This window comes from Roseicyclus sp. (assembly GCF_018402035.1).
Classification (GTDB): Bacteria; Pseudomonadota; Alphaproteobacteria; order Rhodobacterales; family Rhodobacteraceae; genus Roseicyclus.
Window position 1 is genome coordinate 1 of record NZ_JAGYJN010000016.1, and the last position, 18,288, is coordinate 18,288.

Below are 18,288 nucleotides of genomic sequence, written 5' to 3' on the forward strand. Positions count from 1 at the left end.
CAGCGGATTGATCAAACGCGACACGCTCTAGGCAGGCGGCTCATGCGGGTCAAAGCCCGCCATCACCACTTCCTTAGTGCGGCAATCGTCGCACATCGTCAGCAGCCGCTTGCGCGCCGCGCCATCCTCGCCCGAGAACATCCAATGGCTATCAAGCCGATCGATCACGCGCCGGATGCTCGACCCGGTGCCAAAGCCTTTGCCGCAAGCGGTGCAGCAAAACGGCTCTTCTTCCTTGAGAATGCGCTTGGGGTTGGCCCAAGCGGCGAAATCCATCCGTGCCTCGATCGCGATGGCCTGTTCGGGGCAGGTCGCGGCGCAAATTCCGCATTGCACACAGGCGCTTTCGGTAAAGCGCAGCATCGGCTTGTCGGGGTTATCGCCTAGTGCCCCGGTGGGGCAAGCACCTACGCAAGCAAGGCACAGCGTGCAGCTATCGAGGTTCAGCTGCACACTGCCAAAGGGTGCCCCTTTGGGCAGCTCGATGCGCGCGGTTGGGCGCGGCGCGGTGCGGTTCAACTCTTCCATCGCCAAGGTCAAAAGCCCGCGCTTATCCTCGGGCGGCAGAAAGCTGGAGCGTGCGGCGCGGGCATCTGTGGCTTTGTGCCAAAGCGCGGTTTCCAACACATCGGGATCATCGGTCTGAACAAGCGCGCAGCCTTCTTCGGACAGCCCTGTCGCGGCACAGATCGCGCCCATGAGATCAAGCGTGTTGGTCAGCCCGTCCAGCGGATGGGCGGGCCTGTCTTGGGCCAGAACACGCACCCCGCCTGCACCCCACGCAAGGGCAGCGGCCATGATTTCCGGGCCAATGTGGCTGGGTTCGTTGATTTGCACTGGAATGACATGGGCGGGAAGGCCACGGCCAAAACGTGCCATCGCGTCGATCAGCGCAGCACCATGCGCCTCGTCATGGAACAAGATGACCGGCGCGCTGCGGCCACCGGCCGCGAACCAAGCCGACAGGCCGGCGCGCAGCCGCGCGGCAAGGCTAGCCACCACAGGCAGCGCATAAGCGGCCGCACCCGTCGGACAGGCGGCCGCACATTGCCCACATCCTGCGCAGATTGCGGGGTCGATGACCACGCTATCGCCCGCAGACAGGATCGCGCCCGTCGGGCAAAGATCAAGACAGCGGGTGCATCCGGTCTTTTTGTTGCGCGAATGCGCGCAGAGATCGGGGATGAAATCGATATATTTGGGCTTGTCGAAGACGCCGACCATTTGCCCGGCTTCCGCCACCAGCGCCGCAACAGCGGCAGGGTCGCGCGGATCGGCGCGCAGATAGCCGGGGCGCGTGTGGTGAAACAACGCCTGCCCGCCGGTCAGATCCAGCACCAGATCACAGCGCGACACCGCGCCATTGCGCGCCGGGCCAAACTCTAGCCGCGCGCGCGATGATGGGGCAGGCGCGGCATAGGCATCAACGGTCAGCTCGAATTCGCCCATATGGCCAACGGCGCGCGCGATCTTGCCTTGCAGCACGGGCCATGTCGTCTGGCGTGGTGGGGCGACATCGGCACCCGGTACCAGCAGCACCGTCAAATCCAACACGCCCGACAATTGGCGCGCGGCTTCAAGTGCCACATCGTCCCGTCCCAGCAAAAGCGCCACGCCCCGGCTTTCAAGGCTGAGCGTCTCGAATGACGATCCTGCCGTCTCGGCCATCGCAAGCAAGGCGGCCATCTTGGGTGTGGCTTGCGCGCCTTCAGCCGACCAGCCCGCCGTTTCGCGGATATTGGCAAAGCGCAGCACGCCGGCAAAACCTGCGTCCTCGGCCACTTCGGCAAACAGGGGCGCCTCTTGCGTGCAGGCGACCGTAATTGTGGCAAATTCGCCCAAGGCCTGACGGAAATTATCGAGTTGCGCGCGACATAATTGGCTGGCGGGCTTGCCCGTCGCGCCAAGTGTTTCGGATGCAAGGCTCATCGTGCCTTCGCAGGTGCAGATCAGGCGGGTTTCTGGGGTCTGTGGCATGGGGCTTTCGTCTGGCGTGCGGCTGGACTATCTCAATCGCGGTGTAATCCGATCCTAAAGGAATGGGTAGCGCTCTCGGGAGGAAAAACGAATGTCGCATCAGATAGCGGATGATTTTGAAGGATCGAGGGTGCATCTGCCGCCCCCATTCACTTTGCATCGCACCACCCAGCGCGATGTGCTTGCCGCGGCGGTCGCTTTGGCGCCCAGCGAAGGGGCAGGGACGCTGGTGTTGCACCAATCCCCCGGCCTTTTGGCTTTCGCTGTGGTTTTTGAGCCAGAACAGCCCTTGGTTGAGGCACAGCTGGCCTTTTTGCTCGGGATGACCGCGCTTGGGGATGCGCTTGCCGCTCATTGCCCGCCCGAACGCCCGGTGCGGCTCACTTGGCCCGATCAAGTCACCTATGATGCCGCGCGCATCGGGGGCGGGCGCTTTGCCATCGCGCCCGGCACAGCTGATGATGCGGTGCCTGATTGGATGGTCTTTGCCGCCGAGCTGATCGCCGACCGCGACCAAATCGAAGAAGCGGGGGCATATCCCCAGTCCACCTCGTTGAAAGAGGAATCTTTTGACGCGGCAGAAGATATCCTTTCCACCTTTGCCTCTTACCTCATGCTGTATTTCGATCGCTGGGCGCATGAAGGTTTTGCGGCGGTGTCGAACCGTTACCTGATGCGGGTCGATCCGCCGCTGCTTCGCGGTGTGCGCCGGATCGACGGCGACCGGATGATAGAGATCAAGCCCGCAGGTGGCAGCAAAAGCTTCCCACCGATCCGCGAGGCAATCTCAACGCAGGTTTGGCGCGATGAGAAGGGTCCAAAGCTGTGACACGGCTGCCGCGTACGATTCGGCTCGACCCGTCGGACAAGCATATTTTCGCGACCGCCGCCGAACCGGGGGAATGGGCCGTTCCCGGCACGTTCTTGTTCTGGGACAGGCCCGCCGACAGCCTGTCGCGCAAAGAGGCTATCGCCTTTCGCTCGGGGTTTTTGGGTGTGGCCAGCTTTGGCCATTCCACGCTCGTCACCGTGCAAGAAGCGCGTCCCGATGAGCGCGCCACAATGGTCGAGACCTTGGCGGGCCAGTTCGTGGCGTATTTGGGCGCGCCCTCCATCGACATCGCCCGCCCTGCGGCGGAACAGGAGGTGGCGCTGGCCGAAAGCCTTTGCGCCGACCACGGGATCGGCACGCTCATTGCGCTGCATCGCAAGCGGGGCGATGATGGCGATATCCGCGAGCAGTTCCGCACGCTGCGCCCGCGTGATGAGACCGCCTTTTCCGCCACCCACCTGATGGGCCATGACAGGGCCTTCCAGTTCTTCGAAGAAGAGGTGGAAGATCACGTTGATCTGTTTCAATTGCGAGGTCAGGACTGATGCCGGAATTTTGGGTTGCCTCGGGCCATCACCTTGCGCGGCTGGATCGCGCTGGGCGCATGCTGGTGACGGATGAATTGTTGCTGGCATGGCTGGCCCGCCCCGAGATTGTTCCCCCGCCCGAGGCTTGCGCCACCGAACGCGCGGTACATGCGCGCCTCATGGCCAAACCGCGCAGCCCGGTGCCGCCGCTGGAATTGGCCGCGATAGCCGATCCTGATGCGCGGGAGAATTGGGAGTTTTTCCTCACCTTGCGCGACCGCTTGGACCGCGCCGGAACCATCGAGGATGGCTATGCCGCCATCATGCACGAAGGGCTGCGCTTGCCGGTCGTGTTTCTGTCGCAGCTTGTGCAGCTGATCTTGCGCAACGCGCTGGATGGCTGCGACGACCCGCAGGTCTTGCGCGCCGCCGAATGCCTGTTCCGGCCGCAACGCGCGCATGTCAAAGATGGCGTCGTGCTTTTGGCTGATGAGGAGTTGGTCACGCTCTACGAGGCCGATATGCATGCCTCGCCCCTCATGGCGATGTTTTCAGGCGGGGTCGACAGCCTCGATGTGCTGGGTGGCGGCAATGAATGGACCTATTGGTCACGTTCGGATGCCCATACGATGATCTACAACTTCGGCGGCGATCCCGAGGCGCGGCGTGGCATGGCGGGGGCCTTGGCGGCCTTTATCCGCCACATGACCGGGGCCGAGGTGACGGTCACGCCCCATACGAAGGTTGAGGATGTGGATCTGCGCTGGTATGTTGGGCTTGATCCCAACGGCACGGCGATCGGCAATGCGCTTTGGCGCGGCCAAGCGGCACCGGCGACGTTGATCGGGGTTTTCCGCCTCGATTTCGCCGATCCCGCCGCCGTCCGCCCGGAATTGGCGGGCCAGCCCGTTTGGCTGTTGCTTGGCCTCGGGTCCGACGGGGCGGTGCGGATGAAGCCGCAGAATTTGCTGGCGGGGTTGCCGCTGGCAACGCCGGAGTTGCACTGAAAGGGACGACGCATGCCCAAGGAAATTCTTCGCCTCGGTGTTTTGGCCCAGCTTCGCCCGCCGGTCACACGCTGGAGCAGTGGTGAATTGCGCCCACTGATGGTGCTGCCTGCTGAACCGGCGGCAGCGCCGGGAACACGGCTGTCCAGCGAGGACGGGGTAGAGACATGGTATCTGGGCGGTCGTGATCTGGTTTTGTGGTCTGGCGATGCCAGTCACCATCAAGACAATCTCAACTCGGGGCGGCCCTCGGTCTGGGTGGCGCTGCGCGGGACCGATCCCGCCCGCGCCGAGGTTATCGCCGTTACGGTCGACCCCTATGAGGGCGAAGGCTTGGCCTCGGACCCTGAATTGATCGTGGATGCCGTCCCGATGCCCGAGCCGATTGCGCGCTCTGTCGCGGCTTTCGCGCAGGCACATTTCTTTGAAATGCCTTTCAAGAAACGCCAACGCCAATCCGTTGACCCCAACGCGATGTCGTCGCGCGCGCCCCGCATCTTGCAACCCGAAGATAAATGGGAAACCCGCAAAGGCCGGAGGTCAGACCCATGAGCGACGCGCCATCAGAGGGGTTTTTGGGCCGTTGGTCCCGCGCCAAGCGCAGCGCGGCGACATCACAGCCCGAGGTCGCTGACGCGCCAGAACCCCCTGTTGAAATCAGCGCCGAGCCAGCCCCCGCGCCTGAGCCCGAGCCTGAGCTGCTGAGCCAAGAGGAATTGGACGCGCTGCCACGTATCGAGGATCTGACCGAAGGCAGCGATATTCGCACCTTTTTGCGCGCAGGCGTGCCGCGCCAGCTGCGCAATGCCGCGATGCGTCGGATGTGGATGCTGACACCCGGCATCCGCGATTACAGCGATCCGGCCGTGGATTATGCATGGGATTGGAATACGCCGGGCGGCGTGCCGGGCGATGGGATTGGTCCGACAGCCGAAAACGCCGCCAAGATGCTCAAGCAATTGCTCAAGCCGCAGGAGGATGACGCGGATGAAACCGCGCCGCAAAAGGACAGCGCGACACCGCAAGTCACCTCTGCCCCCCCTGATGCGGAAGAGCAGGCTTCCCCAGCAAGCGAGGCTGACGCAGCCGCGGCGCACGAGATTGCGCAAACCGCCCCAGATGACCCAAGCCCCGCGCCCGATACCGCGCCAAGGCGACGACATGGTTCGGCCCTTCCGGGTTAAGTGTTTGTTGACAAAAAAGCTTTCCGATCATTTTGGCCTGATTGAATAATCGTGCTTTTCGGAGCTTCGGAAAATGCTGCAGGGAAATGACAAATTTCTCTTGCGTCTTGGACCCATTTCAGGTGCAATCGATACAGAGGCATGCTGCTGTATACACAGGTGGCATGTAGGGAGATTTATAAGAATATGCCTGCCAGCCAGCCGGGAAACCGGCCCGCCAGGGACGCTGAGAATCAAGCACGAAGCGAGATGTATCGTTTCGTGGCTTCGCTTCTTTCTGCTGCGCCCAATCAGGATATGATTGATGGTATCGCCGCGCTTACCGGCGACCAGACCCCTTTGGGGCAAGCGATTACGGCGCTCTCTGAGACCGCGCGCAGCACGCAGGCGGCAACCGTCGAGCGGGAATTTTTCGATTTGTTCATCGGGGTCGGGCGGGGCGAGCTCTTGCCTTACGCGAGCTTCTACCAGACAGGTTTTCTGAACGAGCGGCCATTGGCCGAGCTGCGCGGCGACCTCACCCGGCTTGGGGTGGCGCGCATCGAAGGCCGTTTTGAGCCCGAAGATCACATCGCCCTGTTGTTTGAAGTCATGGCCGATCTGGCATCGGGCGCGCTTGCGGTCGACGCCGGTATAGAGGCTGACTTCTTCGCGCGTCACATCGCGCCTTGGGCCGCGCAGTTCTTTGATGATCTTGCGATTGCGCCGAGTGCTTCTTTTTATCGACCGGTCGCAGAAATCGGCCGTTTGCTTGTGGATATCGAGGCGCGCGCGTTTTCGCTCGCAGCTTAGGGAATCGAATGCGGGTCGGACAGGTCAAGCGCCGCTCCGTTGTATGAAAGGGAAACGACATGACTAAGGAAAAATCGACACCGATTAGTCGCCGTGCATTTCTTGGCACGGCATCTGTCGGCGCTGCGGCAACTGTTGCCCTCGGTTCGGGTAGCGCACGCCCCGCCTTTGCACAGCAGACGGGCGACGAGCGGACGCGCGCGCGCTATCAGGCGACCGACCATGTCGAAACCTATTACCGGACCAACCGCTATTATCCTCGGGGGACCAACTGATGCTCGTAAAGCGCAGAAATGGTGACACCGCCTCGACCGGGCGCTTGTCACAGATGGCGGCAGCCGTATCGGCCCGCCCCATTGACCGTCGCAGCTTTCTGCGTGCGTCGGGTCTGACCGTCGGTGGCTTGGCCGCACTCGGCACGCTCGGCGCGGGCATGACCCGCCGGGTCGAGGCCGCCGGTTTCACCGACATGTCGCAGCCTATTGAGATCCGGACCAATATCTGCACCCATTGCTCGGTGGGTTGTACGGTCAAGGCCGAAGTGCAAAACGGCGTCTGGGTCGGACAAGAGCCCGCCTACGGCAGCCCGATCAACCGCGGCACGCATTGCGCCAAGGGCGCATCGGTGCGCGAGCTTGTGCATGGCGACCGTCGGGTCAAGTATCCGATGAAGAAGGTCGGCGGCCAATGGCAGCGCATCAGCTGGGACCAAGCGCTGACCGAGATCACCGACAAGATGACCGAGATCCGTGGCCGTTCGGGCGCAGATTCCGTCTATCTGTTGGGATCGGCCAAGTTCTCGAACGAGGGCGCCTATCTGTTCCGCAAATTCGCGGCCTTCTGGGGCACCAACAACGTCGACCACCAGGCGCGCATCTGCCACTCGACCACCGTGGCGGGCGTGGCCAACACTTGGGGTTACGGCGCACAGACCAACAGCTACAATGACATCCGCAACGCCAAGACCGTGATCTTCATGGGCTCAAACGCGGCCGAGGCGCACCCCGTCTCGTTGCAGCACATCCTTGAAGGCAAGGAAACGCAGCGCGCCAATGTCATGGTCTTTGATCCGCGCTTTACCCGCACGGCGGCCCATGCCACCGAATATGTGCGCTTCCGCCCCGGCACCGATATCGCGGTGATCTACGGGATGCTGTGGCACATCTTCGAGAATGGTTGGGAAGACAAGGAATACATCGCCCAGCGTGTTTGGGGGATGGATCAGATCCGCGAAGCGGTCAAAGCCTATCCGCCGGAAGTGGTCGAGCAGATCTCGGGCGTGAACGGCGAGACGCTGCGCCGCGCGGCTGAGAAATTTGCCAAGGAACGCCCCTCCACCTTTATCTGGTGCATGGGCGGCACGCAGCACACCGTCGGCACCGCCAACGTGCGGATGTATAACATCTTGCTGCTTGCCACCGGCAACGTCGGTAGCGAAGGCACCGGTGCGAACATCTTCCGCGGCCACTGCAACGTGCAAGGTGCAACCGACTTCGGTCTCGATGTCGGCAACCTGCCTTGCTACTACGGTTTGGGCGCAGGTGCGTGGAAGCATTGGTCGCGCGTTTGGGAAGTGCCATACGACTATTTCGTGGGCCGTTTCGATGCCGTTCCTGCCAAGGGCGGCCGCGATGCGCGCACCCCGGAGCAGAACATGGAAGTGCCCGGCATCACTTCGACCCGTTGGTTCGATGCGGTCACGATCGACGCCGAGGAAGTCGATCAGCAAGACAACATCAAGGCGATGCTGGTCTTTGGTCACGGCGGCAACACCGTGCCCCGGATGCAAGATGCCCAGCGTGGCATGGATGCCCTCGATCTTCTGGTGGTGGCCGACCCCCACCCGACGACTTTCGCGGCGCTGCATTCGCGCACCGATAACACCTATCTCCTGCCGATCTGCACACAGTTCGAATGCTCGGGTTCGCGCACCGCATCCAACCGTTCGGTCCAGTGGGGCGAAAAGATCGTTGAGCCGATCTTTGAATCCGATACCGATTATTCGGTGATCTACGCGATGGCCGAGCGTCTTGGCTTTGCCGATCAGATGTTCAAGAACTACGAGATGGTTCAGGGCAAGTTCGGCATGGAACCCACGCCGGAATCTGTGCTGCGGGAAATCAACCGCGGCGGTTGGTCCACCGGCTACACCGGTCAAAGCCCCGAGCGTCTGAAGGCGCATATGGCCAATCAGGACCAGTTCGACCTGATCACGCTGCGCGCCAAGCCCGGCGCACCCGAAGAGATCAAGGGTGACTACTACGGTCTGCCCTGGCCGTGCTGGGGGACGCCCGAGCTGCGCCATCCGGGCACGCATATCCTCTACAACCCCCATCTTCACCCGATGGAAGGCGGCGGCGCGTTCCGCCCGCGCTTCGGTCTGGATCGCGATGGCGAGACCCTGCTGGCAGAAGGCAGCTGGCCCAAGGGCTCCGAGATCGAGGATGGCTATCCCCAGTTCACCTATGGTGTGCTCCAGCAATTGGGCTGGGATACTGATCTGACCCCGGCCGAATTGGCGACGATCCAGCGGATTGGCGGCAACGACCCCGAGGCGATGGCCAATGTGTCATGGTCCTTGGATCTTTCCGGCGGTATTCAGCGCGTCGCGCTGATGCATGGCTGCGTGCCCTTCGGCAATGGCAAGGCCCGCGCGGTGGCGTGGAACCTGCCCGACCCGATCCCGGTTCACCGCGAGCCGATCTATTCGGCGCGTCCTGATCTGGTGGCGCAGTACCCGACCCGCGATAATGGCCGTCAACAGCGGATGCCGAACATCGGCCATACGATCCAGACGGCCAATCTCGAAAACAAGATTGCGGAACAATTCCCGATCATCCTGACCTCGGGTCGTCTGGTCGAGTACGAGGGCGGCGGGGAAGAAACCCGGTCGAACCCGTGGCTGGCCGAATTGCAGCAGGATATGTTCGTCGAGATCAACCCGGCAGATGCATCCTCCCGCGGTATCGTGGATGGCGGCTGGGTCTGGGTGACCGGACCTGAGGGTGGATCGAAGGCGCGGATGAAGGCGCTGGTGACCGAACGTGTCGGCACGGGCGTGGCCTTCATGCCATTCCACTTCGCAGGCTGGTTCCAAGGTGTCGACCAGCGGGGCAACTACCCCGAGGGAACAGATCCGATCGTTCTGGGCGAATCCGTCAACGTAATCACAACCTATGGCTATGACCCCGTGACTGGCATGCATGAGGGTAAAGTCACCCTCTGCCAGATCGCTGCGGCGTAAGGGAGGACATCACAAATGGCACGCATGAAGTTCCTGTGTGACGCCGACCGCTGCATCGAATGCAACGCTTGCGTCACCGCTTGCAAGAACGAGCACGAAGTTCCGTGGGGCATCAACCGCCGCCGGGTCGTCACGATCAATGACGGTCTGCCGGGTGAGCGCTCGGTCTCGATGGCTTGCATGCACTGCACCGACGCGCCCTGCGCGGCGGTCTGCCCGGTCAGCTGTTTCTACACCACCGATGATGGTGTTGTTCTGCACAACAAGGACACCTGCATCGGGTGTGGTTATTGCGCCTATGCTTGCCCGTTCGGCGCACCCCAGTATCCGCAGACCGCCAATTTCGGCACCCGCGGCAAGATGGACAAGTGCACCTATTGCTCGGGCGGCCCCGAGCCGGACATGAGCCAAGCGGAATATGTCAAATACGGCTCCAACCGTTTGGCCGAAGGCAAGCTGCCGCTTTGCGCCGAGATGTGCTCGACCAAATCGCTTTTGGCGGGTGATGGCGACATCATCGCGGAAATCTACCGTGAACGCGTCATCACGCGCGGCTACGGCTCTGGTGCCTGGGGCTGGCGGACAGCTTACGGCGAAACCGTGACGGTATGAGGCACAACAAGATGGCAAACAAAATCTCACACTTGCTGGTCGCGCTAAGCCTTGTGCTGGGCTTGGCCTTTATGGCCCCGAGCGCACAGGCGCAGGTCAATCCGACGGAGCAATCCGTAAACGAAGGCGCACTTCTCGAGGCGCTTGGCTCTGGCGGCAATGTCGCCGGTCGCATCACGATCCCCGACCAGAACGCCGGCTATTTGATCAAGCCCGACAATAAGCTGTGGGCGGCCCTTCAGGGTGAAACGCTGCACCAGATCTCGATCTGGGCTGTGATCGGCATGGTCGCGCTTTTGACCTTGTTCTACGTGATCCGGGGCAAGATCCGCGTCGATGGCGGGCTGTCGGGTCGCAAGATCCTGCGGTTCAACACGGTCGAACGCTTCGCGCATTGGACGCTTGCCTCGACCTTTATCATCTTGGCGCTGTCGGGGCTGAACCTGATCATCGGCAAGACCGTTATCCTGCCGCTGCTTGGGGAAGGGGCCTTTGGCACGCTCAGCGCTTGGGGCAAGATCGCGCACAACTACCTTGCATGGCCGTTCATGGTTGCGCTGGTGATGGTGCTTTTGCTGTGGGTTGTTCACAACATTCCCAACCGGCTTGATCTGGAATGGATCAAGCAAGGTGGCGGTTTGGTCAAAAAGGGTGTTCACCCGCCCGCGAAGAAGTTCAACGCTGGCCAAAAGATCATCTTCTGGGCGGTTATCGCCGGCGGTGCCGCACTGTCCTACACGGGTGTGATGCTGTTGTTCCCTGCCGTCGCAGGCACGCCCGCTGATTGGCAGTTCTTCCAGACGATCCATGCCCTGACCGCTGCAGTTCTGTCGGCGATCATCATCGCGCATATCTATATCGGCTCGGTCGGTATGGAGGGTGCGTTCGATGCGATGGGCACGGGCGAGGTGGACGAGAACTGGGCCAAGGAGCATCACTCCCTCTGGGTTGAGGAAGTGAAGGGTGCCAAGGCATCCGAGGGCCGCACACAACCTGCCGAGTGATATCGGTCTAAAAACTCGGTCGGCCCAGCGTAGAAAAACATGCGCCGGGCCGATCTTCGTCAGAGAGGTGAGGACGACACGTGCCGGATCTTGGCGACACACGGGTGCGAGATGCGCTGCAGGGGCTACGCCTGCCGGATGGCACGCTGCTTGTTGCCTCGGACCGGCTGTCTGGCCTTGGCATTGATGGCCAGCGCGTGAACCTTTCGATCTTGATCAAACCTGAAGAGGCCGCCACCTTTGCGCCCCTGCGCGATGAGGTCGAGGCGCGTCTGCGCCGCCTGCCAGGTGTGACCAACGCTTTCGTGGTTTTGACCAGCGAAACAGCGAGCCCCAAAGCCGCCCCGCCCAAGCTGACAGGGTCCGCGCCTGAAAAAGCCGATCCCTTGGCCGATGTTGGGCATGTGATCGCCGTTGCCTCGGGCAAGGGTGGCGTGGGCAAATCGACGACCACGGTCAATCTTGCGCTGGGTTTGCGCGCCCAAGGGCTGTCGGTCGGTATCTTGGACGCTGATATCTACGGCCCTTCGCTTCCCACACTTCTGGGCTTGCATGGCAAGCCGCAAGCCAATGGCCGTAAGCTTAAGCCGATGCAGGCTTACGGTCTCAAGGCCATGTCCATGGGCCTGTTGGTCGATGCCGAAACCGCGATGGTGTGGCGCGGGCCGATGGTGATGTCGGCGATCACGCAGATGATGGCCGATGTGGAATGGGGCGCGCTTGATGTGCTGTTGGTCGATATGCCGCCGGGCACAGGCGACGCGCAATTGGCGCTGGCGCAAGGCACGCGCCTGTCGGGTGCGGTGATCGTCTCAACGCCGCAAGATCTGTCGCTGATCGATGCACGGCGCGGCATTTCCATGTTCCGCAAGGTCGATGTGCCGATCCTTGGCATTATCGAGAACATGTCGCATTTCATCTGCCCCGATTGCGGTGGATCGCATGCGATTTTTGGCCAAGGTGGCGCGGCGGCCGAGGCGGCGCGGCTGAATGTGCCCTTCCTCGGGGGTATCCCGCTGACCATGGAACTGCGCGCCGCATCCGATGCAGGCCAGCCCATTACCGCCCGCGATCCCGATGGATCGCTGGGCCAAATCTATCAACAGATCGCCCGTGCCGTTTTGGCAGGGCTTGAACCCGGACAGCGGTTGGCCCAGCCCAGCCGCCCCTGACAGGAGAACCGACCATGAAAGCCTTTCTCGCATCTGTGATTTTCGCCGTCGTTTTGGCCACTGGCGCTGCGTTCGTGTTGAACGGAAATTTCCAGACATCCGCGTCCTCGGCCTTTGCAACCGAAGGCGCGCGCGTTGATAAGCCGGGCTCAAACCTGATCAGCTACTGACCGGCGCGCTCAGGCGCGTCGTGCTCTGTGGTTTTTCCCTGCTGCGCTGCACCCTGATTGTCGCGCTGTGCTTTCAGCTTGGCACAGCCGGGGCGCAGACACTCTCAGGTCACGCTGGCCCGGTCAGCGCCTTGGCAGCCACGGATGATGCGCTTTTGTCCGGCGGCTTTGATGGTCGCGTGATCCTTTGGGGCGCGGATGCGCAAAGCGCGCGCCGTGTGCTGCGGTTCCATGATGGCAATGTCACCGCCGTCGCCACCTTGCCCGAGGGTCGTTTCGTGACCGGGGGGCAAGATGGTCGTGTGGCCGTCTGGAACCGTGACGGGCCAGAACCGGCCTTTGTCACGCCCCACGGTACCTCACCTGTGTCGGCACTTGCTGTTGCGCCCGATGGCGGGCGCATCGCGGTCGGCTTTTGGGATGGGCAACTTGCAACCCATACCCCCGATCTTTCACAAACCGCGGTAGCGCAGGCCCATGCCGGTCGGGTCTCGGGACTTGCTTATTTGAGCACAGGCGATCTTGTCAGCGTGGGTGCTGATTTGCGCTTTACGCGCTGGGATAGCGGCCTTGCGCCGCAAGCACGCGCGGGGCTTCCCGATCTTCCCAATGGTCTTGCGCGGGCCGGTGACCGGCTTGCGGTGATCTTTGCCGAAGGCTCGCTTCGGCTTTTTTCTGCTGATGGCGTGCTTTTGCCTGAACGCTTCCTCAGCGAACGCCCCTTGGTCGCGATCGCAGCCAATTCCGCGATCGTGGCAGCGGCCGCAGTCGATGGCGCGATCTGGATGTTGGAGGCCGATAGCTTGCGGTTCCGCGCCGGGGTGGCCGCCGGCGGCGGTCCCGTTTGGGCGCTGGCCTTGACCAACGATACGCTTTTTGCGGGCGGCGTGAGCGGCGCGATCCGTCGCTATGCCACAACCAACGGCGCGTTGATCGACGGCGGGCTGGCCGGGGCCGCCGATGATTTTCACGATGGCAGTCGCGGGGCCGAAGTCTATCGCGCCTGCGCGATCTGCCATTCGTTGCAACCGGGCGATCATTCCCGCGCTGGCCCAAGCCTGCATGGTATTTTCGACCGCGCCATCGCCTCGGTCGAGGGATATGCGTTTTCGCCTGCACTGCGTGATCTCGATATCGTCTGGACGCCACGCACCGTGGCCGAATTATTCACGGTCGGCCCCGACATTTATACCCCCGGCTCGCGCATGCCTGATCAGCGCGTGGCCGATCCCGCCGACCGGCAAGCGCTGGTCGCGTTCTTGGAGCGTGCGAGCCGGTGATCGGCACTGGCCTCGGGCGTCGCTTGCGCTATACCTGACAGACCCAAATGCAGGAGCATCCATGTTACCGCAGTTGCCTCTTTTGCCCGATCCGGACGCCGTGCGCCTGACGCGGGTGGTGCGCGGGCATGACCATACCGGCGCAGAGGTTTCGCTTTCGGTGGTCGAAGAGCGGCCGCTGACGATTTACCTCAACAGCCAAGAAATCGTCACCGCGATGACTATCGGGGATTACCCCGAATATCTGGCGCTGGGATTCTTGCGCAATCAGGGCATGCTGCGCGACGACGACACCGTGACCGGCATCGACTATGATGAAGAGATCGAAACCGTCGTGGTCCGCACCAATCGCCAGACCAGCTATGAGGACAAGCTGAAGAAAAAGACCCGCACATCGGGCTGTGCAGTGGGCACGGTGTTTGGCGACATGATGGAAGGGCTGGAGGGCGTTGTGCTGCCCGAGGCACCGCTGCGCAGCAGTTGGCTTTACGCGCTCTCGCGCCAGATCAACACGCTGCCCTCGCTTTACCTCAGCGCGGGGGCGATCCATGGCACGGTGCTGTGCCAAGCCGATCAGGTGTTGGTCTATATGGAAGATGTCGGGCGCCATAACGCTGTCGACAAGATCGCGGGCTTCATGCGGCACCATGAAGTGCCTGCGGGCGACAAGATCCTTTACACAACCGGGCGGTTGACCTCGGAGATGGTGATCAAGACAGCGATGATGGGTATTCCCATTCTTGCCTCGCGCTCTGGTTTCACCGCGTGGGGGGTAGAGATTGCCCAACAGCTTGGCCTGACGCTGATCGGGCGGATGCGCGGGCAGCGCTTCGTGTGTCTCTCGGGTGAAAACCGCCTGATCCGCGATGCCGACTTGTCTGCTGTGCCGGATGAGGATCGCCGCCACCGCCGCAAGGGCGCGGAGGATGAGGGGTGAGCGCGCCGCTCGGTGTGATCCTTGCGGGTGGGCGCGCCACGCGCATGGGCGGGGGTGACAAAGGCTTGCGCGTGGTCGCTGGTCAACGCCTGATCGACCATGTGATCGCACGCTTGGCCCCCCAATGCGGCGGGCTGGCGATCAACGCCAATGGCGAGCCTTCGCGGCTGGCCGAGTTTGGCCTACCCATCTTGCCCGATAGCTTGGCCGATCATCCCGGACCGCTTGCGGGCGTGCTGGCGGGCTTGGATTGGGCGGCAGGCCAAGGGGCCACGGCCATCGTGACCGCCGCCGCCGATACACCCTTCTTTCCCACCAATTTGGTGGCGCAGTTGACAGCCTGCGCTGGACCTTCGGGCCTTTGTCTGGCCGCCAGCCCCGATGAGACGGGCCGCGTGCAGCGCCAACCGACCTTTGGCCTTTGGCCCGTGGCTTTGCGCGATGATCTGCGCGCGGCGCTGACGGGTGGCTTACGCAAGATCGTGATCTGGACCGATCAGCATCAGGCGGGGCAGGCCGTTTTTGACAGCGTGCCTTTCGATCCCTTCTTCAACGTCAACACGCCCGAAGATATCCTGACCGCCGAAGCGCTGATGGGGGCGGCATGAGGGTTTACGGCGTCACCGGCTGGAAGAATACTGGCAAGACCACATTGACCGAACGGCTTGTGGCCGAGATGGTCGGCCAAGGGCTGCGCATCTCCACGATCAAGCACGCCCATCACGCGACCGAGATCGACCATCCGGGTCGCGACAGCTATCGCCATCGCGAAGCGGGCGCGGGCCAGGTGATCGTCGCCTCACCCGTCCGCTGGGCCTTGATGACCGAGTTGCGCGGGGAGGGTGAGCCGCCTTTGGCCGATTTGCTCGCCCGCTTCGACCCTTGTGACCTGATCCTGATTGAGGGCTACAAGACCGCGCCGCACCCCAAGATCGAAACCCATCGACAGGCGGCAGGTCGTGATCTGTTGGCGCTGTCGAACCCAACGATCCGCGCGATTGCGAGCGATGGGCCGTTGGACACCCAACTACCGCGTTTCGATCTGAATGATGTCGCGGGAATTGCGGCCTTTATCCGGGCCGAGGTGGGGTTATGAGCAGCGGTTTGACCCCGCCGCGCCTGCGCAATGATTGTTTTGCCATGCCGCAGGGCGTGGAATGGGTGCCCGTTGATGAGGCGCTCGCACTCTTGCGCGCGCGGCTTCACGCGGTGACCGGGACCGAGGATTTGGCCGTGGCCCATGCCCATGGCCGCGTTTTGGCCGCCCCTGCCGTGGCGCGTCGGTCGAACCCACCCCGGCCCAATTCTGCGGTTGATGGCTATGGCTTTGCCCATGCTGCAACAGGCGAGGGGGTGCAGCGCTTACCGCTGGTGGCGGGACGCGCCGCCGCAGGCCAACCATTCGACGACATCGTGCCTTTGGGCCACGCCGTGCGCATCTTGACGGGTGCAATCCTGCCCGACGGGGTCGATACCGTCGTGCTGGAGGAAGATTGCGCCACCGATGGGCAAATCATGGCCTTTGATGGGCCGGTCAAGCGCGCCATCAACACGCGCCAAGCAGGCGAGGATGTGCGCGAGGGCACCACGATCTTGCCCGCAGGCCGGGTGCTAACGCCCGCCGATCTGGCTTTGTTGTCGGCTGTCGGTGTGGGCCAAGTGCAGGTCCATCGCCGTCTGCGCGTGGGCGTTTTGTCGACGGGCGATGAATTGCTGCCCGATCCGGGCGCCCCTGCGGCACCGCATCAGATTTTCGATGCCAATCGCCCGATGTTGTTAGCGCTTTTGGCGGGCTGGGGGTTTGATGCGGTTGATCTGGGCCATGCCCCCGATGATGCGGCACAAATCGCGGCGCGGCTCGACCAAGGTGCGCAATCCGCCGATGCAATCCTGACCTCGGGCGGGGCCTCGGCCGGGGATGAGGATCATGTCTCCCGGCTTTTGCGAGAGCGGGGCAATGTGTCGAGCTGGCGCATCGCGGTCAAACCGGGCCGCCCGCTCGCCTTGGCGCTATGGGGCGGGGTGCCGGTGTTCGGCCTTCCCGGCAATCCTGTGGCGGCATTTGTCTGTGCGCTGGTCTTTGCGCGTCCCGCGCTGTCGCTCTTGTCAGGGGCGGGCTGGTCGCAGCCGCAAGGCTTCACCGTGCCCGCTGCCTTCACCAAGCGCAAGAAAGCCGGGCGGCGCGAATATCTGCGCGCGCGGCTGACCGAAAGCGGCGCGGCGGAAGTTTTCGCATCGGAGGGCTCAGGGCGGATTTCCGGGCTCAGCTGGGCCACCGGGCTGGTCGAGCTGCCCGATGCGGCCTGTACCATCGCGCCGGGTGACCCGGTGCGCTATCTGCCCTATGCGTCTTTTGGGGTCAGCTCCGGCGGATAAGATAGGCGCGCGCACCGTCGCCCGCGTCTTCCATCCCCAAGAACTCATGCCCGCTTTCGGCGCAGAAATGCGGCACATCCACCACGGCGGCCGGATCGCTGGCCAAAAGCCGCAGCACTTGACCGGGTTGCATGGATTTCAGCCGTTTACGCGCCTTGAGCACGGGCAGGGGGCACAAAAGGCCCAAGGTATCCAGCGTTGCGTCTTCGGCCATGCTCTGCCCTTAACAATTCTGTCGATGCCGAGGTGTCAAATGGCACCTTCGGCGATGTTATGCGTGAACGAAATGTTCATGGCATCAGGGTAGAGCCCGGCGCGGCATCTGCAAGGCCATATATCGGCCTTGGCATTGGCCGCCTGCAAACCGACGCGACAAGCGCGAAGACGGTGCGCCGTTTCACCAATGCCCCTATCGTCGGTGCCTTAAGCCAAAGGGTGGCCTGATGATGTGTTTGCGCATCATGCCCTAAACATTCTGCTCTGCTTGCCGATCAACCCCCTTATGGGTCTTTCCCGGTCGCTAAGCCTTTATGCCCCAACGCGCTAGGGCCTCGTATGCGGCTGGCGTGTTCTTATTGATGCGCGAGACCAAAAACTTGCTCAGGCCCAGACGTCGCGCGATCTCGTTGATGCCGATACCATTGCCAGACAACTGGCGGATCTGATCAACATGGGCATGGGTATAGGACGGTTTGCGCCCCTTATAAGCCGAGGGATTACTGGCCTTTGCGTGGGCAATACCCGCAGCTTGGGCTTCTTTGTGTGTGATCGCCTGCGCCGCGGCCATGGCTGACATGAAGCTGAGCAAAGCCTCTCGGATCGCCAATGCCGTGGCGTCTTGGGGGCGTGCGTCAAAGGTCAGGCCATTGATGATCGTCTTGATGGTCACCCCACGCGCCAGAAACAGGCGCATGTTTTGTGCGATATCGTCAAAGTGCCGGCCCAAGCCGTCTAGCCAAGGCACCACCAGCACATCCCCATCGCGCAAGATATCCAATAGCCGCTTGCCGCCGTCACGCGCCTGCAACGGGGCGGATATGGCCGCATGGTCTTTCTCTTCGATGACCTGATCAATCACCAAGCCCGCGCGTTGCGCAAGCGCGCGCTGTGTGTCGGATGATTGTTCGGCTGTCGCGGCGCGCATGTATAAGACCGTTTTGGCCTTTGCGTTGGA

The 18,288-nt window shown here is 62.5% G+C and carries 20 protein-coding genes; 17 read left to right on the forward strand and 3 right to left on the reverse strand.

The genetic code is table 11. The features are described from left to right. Positions 1-27: 27 nt before the first annotated feature. Positions 28-1,977: a 4Fe-4S binding protein gene (locus tag KG698_RS13785; RefSeq protein WP_300984071.1), complete on the reverse strand. Its 1,950-nt coding sequence runs from the start codon at positions 1,975-1,977 to the stop codon at positions 28-30. A 91-nt stretch (positions 1,978-2,068) separates the two neighbouring features. Between KG698_RS13785 and KG698_RS13790 the strand changes: the two genes are divergently transcribed. From KG698_RS13790 to glp, 17 genes are all read left to right on the forward strand, one after another. Continuing rightward, positions 2,069-2,806, forward strand: a complete 738-nt coding sequence (locus KG698_RS13790) for a biotin/lipoate--protein ligase family protein (RefSeq protein WP_213686149.1) — start codon at positions 2,069-2,071, stop codon at positions 2,804-2,806. Further along, positions 2,803-3,354, forward strand: a complete 552-nt coding sequence (locus tag KG698_RS13795) for a DUF6505 family protein (RefSeq protein WP_213686150.1) — start codon at positions 2,803-2,805, stop codon at positions 3,352-3,354. The genes KG698_RS13790 and KG698_RS13795 overlap by 4 nt, the downstream gene beginning before the upstream one ends. Next, positions 3,354-4,343: a DUF6352 family protein gene (locus tag KG698_RS13800; RefSeq protein WP_213686106.1), complete on the forward strand. Its 990-nt coding sequence runs from the start codon at positions 3,354-3,356 to the stop codon at positions 4,341-4,343. Before KG698_RS13795 ends, KG698_RS13800 begins: the two co-directional genes overlap by 1 nt. A 12-nt stretch (positions 4,344-4,355) precedes the next feature. Then, a complete protein-coding gene (locus KG698_RS13805) occupies positions 4,356-4,895 on the forward strand; it encodes a DUF3305 domain-containing protein (protein ID WP_213686105.1) in 540 nt (179 codons plus the stop codon). Further along, a complete protein-coding gene (locus KG698_RS13810) occupies positions 4,892-5,527 on the forward strand; it encodes a DUF3306 domain-containing protein (RefSeq protein ID WP_213686151.1) in 636 nt (211 codons plus the stop codon). The genes KG698_RS13805 and KG698_RS13810 overlap by 4 nt, the downstream gene beginning before the upstream one ends. A gap of 297 nt (positions 5,528-5,824) precedes the next feature. After that, the gene (locus KG698_RS13815) at positions 5,825-6,319 is read left to right on the forward strand and encodes a molecular chaperone (RefSeq protein WP_300984073.1); all 495 of its coding nucleotides are present in this window, start codon (positions 5,825-5,827) and stop codon (positions 6,317-6,319) included. 59 nt (positions 6,320-6,378) lie between these two features. Beyond that, a complete protein-coding gene (locus KG698_RS13820) occupies positions 6,379-6,594 on the forward strand; it encodes a twin-arginine translocation signal domain-containing protein (RefSeq protein WP_213686103.1) in 216 nt (71 codons plus the stop codon). Further along, positions 6,594-9,563: a formate dehydrogenase subunit alpha gene (locus tag KG698_RS13825; RefSeq protein WP_213686152.1), complete on the forward strand. Its 2,970-nt coding sequence runs from the start codon at positions 6,594-6,596 to the stop codon at positions 9,561-9,563. The genes KG698_RS13820 and KG698_RS13825 overlap by 1 nt, the downstream gene beginning before the upstream one ends. A gap of 15 nt (positions 9,564-9,578) precedes the next feature. Beyond that, complete coding sequence (gene fdh3B / locus KG698_RS13830; RefSeq protein ID WP_213686101.1) at positions 9,579-10,175, forward strand: formate dehydrogenase FDH3 subunit beta; 597 nt, start codon at positions 9,579-9,581, stop codon at positions 10,173-10,175. A gap of 11 nt (positions 10,176-10,186) precedes the next feature. Next, entirely contained in the window at positions 10,187-11,179 is a 993-nt protein-coding gene (locus KG698_RS13835; RefSeq protein WP_213686153.1) for a formate dehydrogenase subunit gamma, read from the forward strand. Positions 11,180-11,259: 80 nt separating this feature from the next. Beyond that, positions 11,260-12,351 (forward strand): P-loop NTPase, encoded by a 1,092-nt coding sequence (locus tag KG698_RS13840; protein WP_367114113.1) that lies wholly within the window; start codon positions 11,260-11,262, stop codon positions 12,349-12,351. A 14-nt stretch (positions 12,352-12,365) separates the two neighbouring features. After that, entirely contained in the window at positions 12,366-12,521 is a 156-nt protein-coding gene (locus KG698_RS13845) for a hypothetical protein (RefSeq protein ID WP_213686099.1), read from the forward strand. A 20-nt stretch (positions 12,522-12,541) separates the two neighbouring features. Beyond that, a complete protein-coding gene (locus tag KG698_RS13850; RefSeq protein ID WP_213686154.1) occupies positions 12,542-13,801 on the forward strand; it encodes a c-type cytochrome in 1,260 nt (419 codons plus the stop codon). A 61-nt stretch (positions 13,802-13,862) separates the two neighbouring features. Beyond that, positions 13,863-14,738 (forward strand): formate dehydrogenase accessory sulfurtransferase FdhD, encoded by an 876-nt coding sequence (locus KG698_RS13855; protein WP_213686155.1) that lies wholly within the window; start codon positions 13,863-13,865, stop codon positions 14,736-14,738. Next, complete coding sequence (gene mobA / locus KG698_RS13860; RefSeq protein WP_213686096.1) at positions 14,735-15,346, forward strand: molybdenum cofactor guanylyltransferase MobA; 612 nt, start codon at positions 14,735-14,737, stop codon at positions 15,344-15,346. Before KG698_RS13855 ends, mobA begins: the two co-directional genes overlap by 4 nt. Continuing rightward, the gene (gene mobB / locus KG698_RS13865) at positions 15,343-15,834 is read left to right on the forward strand and encodes a molybdopterin-guanine dinucleotide biosynthesis protein B (RefSeq protein ID WP_213686095.1); all 492 of its coding nucleotides are present in this window, start codon (positions 15,343-15,345) and stop codon (positions 15,832-15,834) included. Before mobA ends, mobB begins: the two co-directional genes overlap by 4 nt. Continuing rightward, positions 15,831-17,114 (forward strand): gephyrin-like molybdotransferase Glp, encoded by a 1,284-nt coding sequence (gene glp / locus KG698_RS13870; protein ID WP_213686156.1) that lies wholly within the window; start codon positions 15,831-15,833, stop codon positions 17,112-17,114. The genes mobB and glp overlap by 4 nt, the downstream gene beginning before the upstream one ends. On the opposite strand, the gene KG698_RS13875 is transcribed toward glp, so the two are convergent. Next, a complete protein-coding gene (locus KG698_RS13875; RefSeq protein WP_213686093.1) occupies positions 17,098-17,328 on the reverse strand; it encodes a sulfurtransferase TusA family protein in 231 nt (76 codons plus the stop codon). The genes glp and KG698_RS13875 overlap by 17 nt on opposite strands. 306 nt (positions 17,329-17,634) lie before the next feature. Next, on the reverse strand, positions 17,635-18,288 hold a 654-nt coding region (locus KG698_RS13880), incomplete at its 5' end, for a recombinase family protein (RefSeq protein ID WP_213686157.1).

Bases quoted from the DNA above. Each gene is read 5' to 3' on its own strand.
- KG698_RS13785 (WP_300984071.1), bottom strand. From the start codon at position 1,977: ATGCCACAGACCCCAGAAACCCGCCTGATCTGCACCTGCGAAGGCACG.
- KG698_RS13790 (WP_213686149.1), top strand. From the start codon at position 2,069: ATGTCGCATCAGATAGCGGATGATTTTGAAGGATCGAGGGTGCATCTG.
- KG698_RS13800 (WP_213686106.1), top strand. From the start codon at position 3,354: ATGCCGGAATTTTGGGTTGCCTCGGGCCATCACCTTGCGCGGCTGGAT.
- KG698_RS13805 (WP_213686105.1), top strand. From the start codon at position 4,356: ATGCCCAAGGAAATTCTTCGCCTCGGTGTTTTGGCCCAGCTTCGCCCG.
- KG698_RS13810 (WP_213686151.1), top strand. From the start codon at position 4,892: ATGAGCGACGCGCCATCAGAGGGGTTTTTGGGCCGTTGGTCCCGCGCC.
- KG698_RS13815 (WP_300984073.1), top strand. From the start codon at position 5,825: ATGATTGATGGTATCGCCGCGCTTACCGGCGACCAGACCCCTTTGGGG.
- KG698_RS13820 (WP_213686103.1), top strand. From the start codon at position 6,379: ATGACTAAGGAAAAATCGACACCGATTAGTCGCCGTGCATTTCTTGGC.
- KG698_RS13825 (WP_213686152.1), top strand. From the start codon at position 6,594: ATGCTCGTAAAGCGCAGAAATGGTGACACCGCCTCGACCGGGCGCTTG.
- fdh3B (WP_213686101.1), top strand. From the start codon at position 9,579: ATGGCACGCATGAAGTTCCTGTGTGACGCCGACCGCTGCATCGAATGC.
- KG698_RS13835 (WP_213686153.1), top strand. From the start codon at position 10,187: ATGGCAAACAAAATCTCACACTTGCTGGTCGCGCTAAGCCTTGTGCTG.
- KG698_RS13845 (WP_213686099.1), top strand. From the start codon at position 12,366: ATGAAAGCCTTTCTCGCATCTGTGATTTTCGCCGTCGTTTTGGCCACT.
- KG698_RS13855 (WP_213686155.1), top strand. From the start codon at position 13,863: ATGTTACCGCAGTTGCCTCTTTTGCCCGATCCGGACGCCGTGCGCCTG.
- mobB (WP_213686095.1), top strand. From the start codon at position 15,343: ATGAGGGTTTACGGCGTCACCGGCTGGAAGAATACTGGCAAGACCACA.
- glp (WP_213686156.1), top strand. From the start codon at position 15,831: ATGAGCAGCGGTTTGACCCCGCCGCGCCTGCGCAATGATTGTTTTGCC.
- KG698_RS13875 (WP_213686093.1), bottom strand. From the start codon at position 17,328: ATGGCCGAAGACGCAACGCTGGATACCTTGGGCCTTTTGTGCCCCCTG.